At 44.4% G+C, this 4,752-nt stretch carries 2 protein-coding genes and 1 pseudogene; 1 reads left to right on the forward strand and 2 read right to left on the reverse strand.

Annotated features, from left to right (window positions below):
- Positions 1 to 1,980: pseudogene (locus F6K57_RS37040) on the forward strand (hypothetical protein); the annotation flags it as partial.
- 495 nt (positions 1,981 to 2,475) lie between these two features.
- Here the strand turns inward: F6K57_RS37040 and F6K57_RS37045 are convergent.
- Both F6K57_RS37045 and F6K57_RS37050 read right to left on the reverse strand, forming a co-directional pair.
- The gene (locus F6K57_RS37045; RefSeq protein ID WP_293052408.1) at positions 2,476 to 3,117 is read right to left on the reverse strand and encodes a DUF948 domain-containing protein; all 642 of its coding nucleotides are present in this window, start codon (positions 3,115 to 3,117) and stop codon (positions 2,476 to 2,478) included.
- Between the two features lie 958 nt (positions 3,118 to 4,075).
- Positions 4,076 to 4,204, reverse strand: a complete 129-nt coding sequence (locus tag F6K57_RS37050) for a hypothetical protein (RefSeq protein WP_293052414.1) — start codon at positions 4,202 to 4,204, stop codon at positions 4,076 to 4,078.
- Positions 4,205 to 4,752 lie beyond the last annotated feature (548 nt).

Here is a 4,752-nt window from a genome sequence, read left to right on the forward strand (position 1 = left end):
GATGTTGATTCGGGAGATAACCATAAATATAAGTTATTACATGATGCTAAAGGTCGCTTTAAAATTGATGGCAATCAACTAAAGGTCAAAAATGGCCACCTCTTAGACTTTGATGAAAACTCTAGTCATGATCTCAAAATCCGCACCACGGATTCCGGGGGTAAAAGCTACGATAAAACGTTCACCATTGACGTCCTTAATCAGAATAATGCTCCAACGGATATTACCATTTCTGGCAACAGTGTCAAGGAATTCAGTAATAATGGCACTACCATTGCTACCCTAACTACTAATGATGTTGATGCCGGAGATCACCATACCTATAAGTTATTACATGATGCTCAAGGTCGCTTTAAAATTGATGGCAATCAACTCCAGGTCAAAAATGGTAGTCTTTTAGACTTTGATGTCAACAATACTCATCAGATCAAAATCCGCACCACCGACTCCGGGGGTGAAAGCTACGATAAAACTTTCAGTATCGAAGTCGAAAACCAAAATAATGCTCCGACTGATATTAACCTCTCTAGCAAAAGTGTCAAGGAATTCAGTAAAAATGGCACCACTATTGCTACCCTAACTACTCAGGATGTTGATTGGGGAGATAGCCATAGCTATCAGTTATTAAATGATGCTCAAGGTCGCTTTAAAATTGATGGCAATCAACTCCAGGTCAAAAATGGTAGTCTTTTAGACTTTGATATCAACAATACTCATCAAATCAAAATCCGCACCACCGACTCCGGGGGTGAAAGCTACGATAAAACGTTCAGTATTAACGTTCAAAACCAGAATATTGCTCCGACAGATATCAGCATCACCGAGCAGGGCGGTGAAAGCAATGACACACTAATTGGTGGCTCGGGTGATGACACTCTTTCAGGAGGTTCTGGGGATGACAGTGTTGTTGGAGGTTTCGGTAATGATAAGATTTGGGGTAATCGCGAGAATGACACACTAATTGGTGGCTCGGGTGATGACACTCTTTCAGGAGGTGATGGGGATGACAGTGTTGTTGGAGGTTCCGGTAATGATAAGATTTGGGGTAATCGCAATAATGACACACTAATTGGTGGCTCGGGTGATGATACTCTTTCAGGAGGTTCTGGGGATGACAGTGTTGTTGGAGGTGCCGGTAACGACTACGTCAGGGGAACTTGGGGCAATGACAATCTCGATGGTGGGGATCATGATGACACTCTGAAAGGTGGTCAGGGAAATGACTTCCTTGAGGGTGGTTCTGGCAATGATTGGATCATGGGAGATGTAGGTAACGATAACCTAAAAGGTAGTTCAGGTGAGGACACTCTGAGCGGAGGTTCGGGTTATGACACCATCGAAGGTGGTGATGACGATGACTACCTCAGAGGAAATGCGGGAGATGACTTCCTTAAAGGTGGCGATGGCGATGACTACCTCAGAGGAGACCAGGGAAATGACAGCCTTGAGGGTGGCGCTGGTAACGACTCTTTGATCGCAGCTTCGGGTGATGACCATCTTGATGGTGGGGATGGCAATGATACCCTAAAAGGTAGCTCTGGCAACAACTATTTGATCGGAGGTTCCGGTGATGACAGCCTTGATGGTGGGGGAGACCATGACCTGCTTGAGGGTGGCTCTGGCAAGGACACTTTGATTGGAGGTTCCGGTAATGACACCCTCAATGGAGTTGGAAATGATTCCCGAGGTAATGGTGAAATTGATGTTCTTGTTGGTGGAGGTGGATCAGATACTTTTCTCCTAGGAGATGATCATGGCGCTTTCTACCAGGGTGGGGGTGACAATGATTATGCAAAGATTGATGACTTCGATTCTCAAGACATGATTCAGCTCTATGGTGTAGCGGATCAATATGATGTGCTTGAGGCTGATAATGGCTTACCCGGTAGCACAGCTTTGTATTTTGAGGGTGATTTGATTGCAGTATTCAAAGATGCATCTGTAAGTGATGTCAGCAGTAGAATGGAATTTCTTTCCTAATCTGACCAGTTGTAAGATTGGCAAGATGACCGCAGTTAGGTAATATGGGTAAGAATCTACAGGGTGCATCTCAATGCATGCAATTAGGCAAAAATTCGCACACTTCCGACACTTCCCGCTCTCCCCACACTCTCCTTCTTTTTTACAAAAATAGCGCTACGCGCAATGGCATTGGCAAGAGGCAAGAGGCAAAAGTTGACGTGGATTAGCTTTGCAGCTTTTATAAATGTCAAACATGCTATATGAGATGCACCAAATCTACCGAGAGTTGGACTGATTTTTCTGTATGTTTTAATTTAATAGGATTGCTATACTTTTATCTGCTGGTGTTTACCAGTTCTCAATTACTAACTAACTATATTTTTCATCCATTAACAAAATATTAACAAAAACGGTATAACGCCACCCTTTAATTTATCAACTAAAGGGTGGCGTTACATTTATTGTTTATTTATTCTGTATAGTCTTCAGGTTTGAATCTTGGTATTGCCTTCGTTAAAAAGAATTATCATCGATAGAATTATCATCGATGTCGCAATCAGAGGTTTCACGAGTCCCGTGATTGACCTCATGGTTATAGTTACTATCTCTGAGCCTTGGCTGATTAACATCTGATGAGCGTTGATCAGTCTCAGGAATTTCTAGAGCTTTTCTGTGAATAGGTGCGCTTTCCGTGATGGCGTTCGCGTAGCGTGACCTACGGTCAAGGGATGGCTCGCCATCACGGGTCGCATCTGATGATGCTAGGGAATCGATTGACCTGGATTTTGGTGAGGTACCCCTCCAAGTTTTCCAGGCAGCTTTGAAACCCTTAACCACATTACGAGTATTCTCTTTGACTTTTTGGGCTTGGTTTTTAGCATTGCTAATACTGTGGTCAACCTGTTGAACCACATGACCAGCACTTTTGACTCCTTGATTAAGATCATCTGTCAAGTCGCTGATTTCCAAGCCTGTCAGCCGAATGGCTTCTAGGGTCGGTGGTAATTCCCGATTTAGGGTATCAGCTAATTTTTCCACACTACGAGCTGCCCGCGCTAACTCTTGTACAGCAGGTAATAACGTTACTAAAACAGCGGTTAAACTAACTGCTACGAGCAGAAAAGACAGCCCGAGCCAAAATAGAGGATCAATCACAAAAAATCCTAGGATGTTGGGAAGCCCCGTCTATGGGGGCTCAGGGGGTGACCACAAGGCTAAAAACTAAACAGGGTGACCGGGTGTGGGGGGTAGGGGGTGGGGAAAATAAAAGCGATGCAGTGCGGTCTTGGGGGTTTCCCCCACTCGCGCAAAGCATGGCTGACAGCGATGCAGCGCGGTCTTGGGGGTTTCCCCCATGAGCGACTGCATCAAGACAGGGAATTTGGAGTGAGTCGGTGGGATAACAATCGGTCCGAGACCTGATTTAACCGTCCCGTCGCCACTCCGCCAGCTCAAAATCTTCCCCTCCTGGGAGGGGTTAGGGGTGGGTTCCCTACACCCATCACCCCACACCCCACACCCCGTAAAGCTTTTAAGGCTGTTTGTCACCCCGTCAGCTATGGGGGAGAGGGGTGATGACCGTTGATTTATTCTACAGGTTAACCTGTGGTATGATTCAGTAACTGGGAATGGAAAATCGGAAAGACTATATTGATAATCTAGATTAATACTCTCCCTCGCCTTCAGTAATTAAGCTTAATTGACACTCCCCGCCCGCTTATGGACGGGGATTCTTGCTTCCACGGGGTGACTTGTTTAACCAGGCCGGAGCCAGGAAAAATAGAGGTCTCCTCGACCCAAGCGATTTAGTCTATGACTAGGTTTCGGTGTGCCGGAAACGAAACCTTAGAAGAGTGGAGCCTTAATCAAAAAGGTTAAAACTTTTTACTCATAGCCGACTAACTATAAAGGCTCCACTCTTCTTACGGTAACTTCTAACCCCACCGTACCTTTTTTTCTATACATAGATAGACACTTTTTTTTATCTAACTTTTTCATAGACTTTTAAGTCGTTAGACCCAATTACGCAATACGTACGCTCTACATATTTTTTACGTTGTCTACTTATGGTTAGATAGTATCTTTCTACTTTTAAAGTCTATTGCTTATGGTTTTATTGTAGCACATCTAAAGCCGTCGTTCGCGTAGCGTGGCCAAAGGCCAACGAAGGACGGGGCTTTAAACCCAATTTTTTCGGTAAACTTAACAGACTAGCCAGCTTGAAGTCTTGATAAAACACCATTAAGCTCGCACAAACTTTCAGAGCTAATTTATAAAGTAAATATTAAGAGCTCAAATCCCTTGACAGATATGGATTTCAGGTAACAGGGGGCAAACTAGGCCGAATTACTGAAAGCCTTGGGCTGCAATGTTTATAGCTCCGTTTACAAATCAGCTCTCATCAATTTTATCCTATCAGTTTTCGTGACATTTGACAACGTATTTGACAACGTTTAGTGATCTTATTGGCTAATACTTGCAGCATAGGATAAATTTTTCCATTTCCGATCTTCCCGACTCGGGTAACCGACACAAAAGCAGGATGTTGCACTTGTAGGGGGCTAATTTATGGAGAAGGGGAAGAGGGGGAAGAAGCGGAAGAAGGGCACGTAAGAAAAAACCGATGAGATTGGGTCAATCAGTAACACCAAAAAAAAGCACTAAACCTTCTTACCCCCCGTCCGGGATGCCTAAAGCTAATGTTGATTAGCGGACGAGTTTGACTCTGCGGCAACTGCCGACTCGGACTTTTGAGGCTCTACGCTTTCAGCGACAGAACCTTTTTCAGGG

This window comes from Moorena sp. SIO4A5 (genome assembly GCF_010672005.1).
Lineage (GTDB): Bacteria > Cyanobacteriota > Cyanobacteriia > Cyanobacteriales > Coleofasciculaceae > Moorena.

Bases quoted from the DNA above. Each gene is read 5' to 3' on its own strand.
- F6K57_RS37050 (WP_293052414.1), bottom strand. From the start codon at position 4,204: ATGGTGTTTTATCAAGACTTCAAGCTGGCTAGTCTGTTAAGTTTACCG.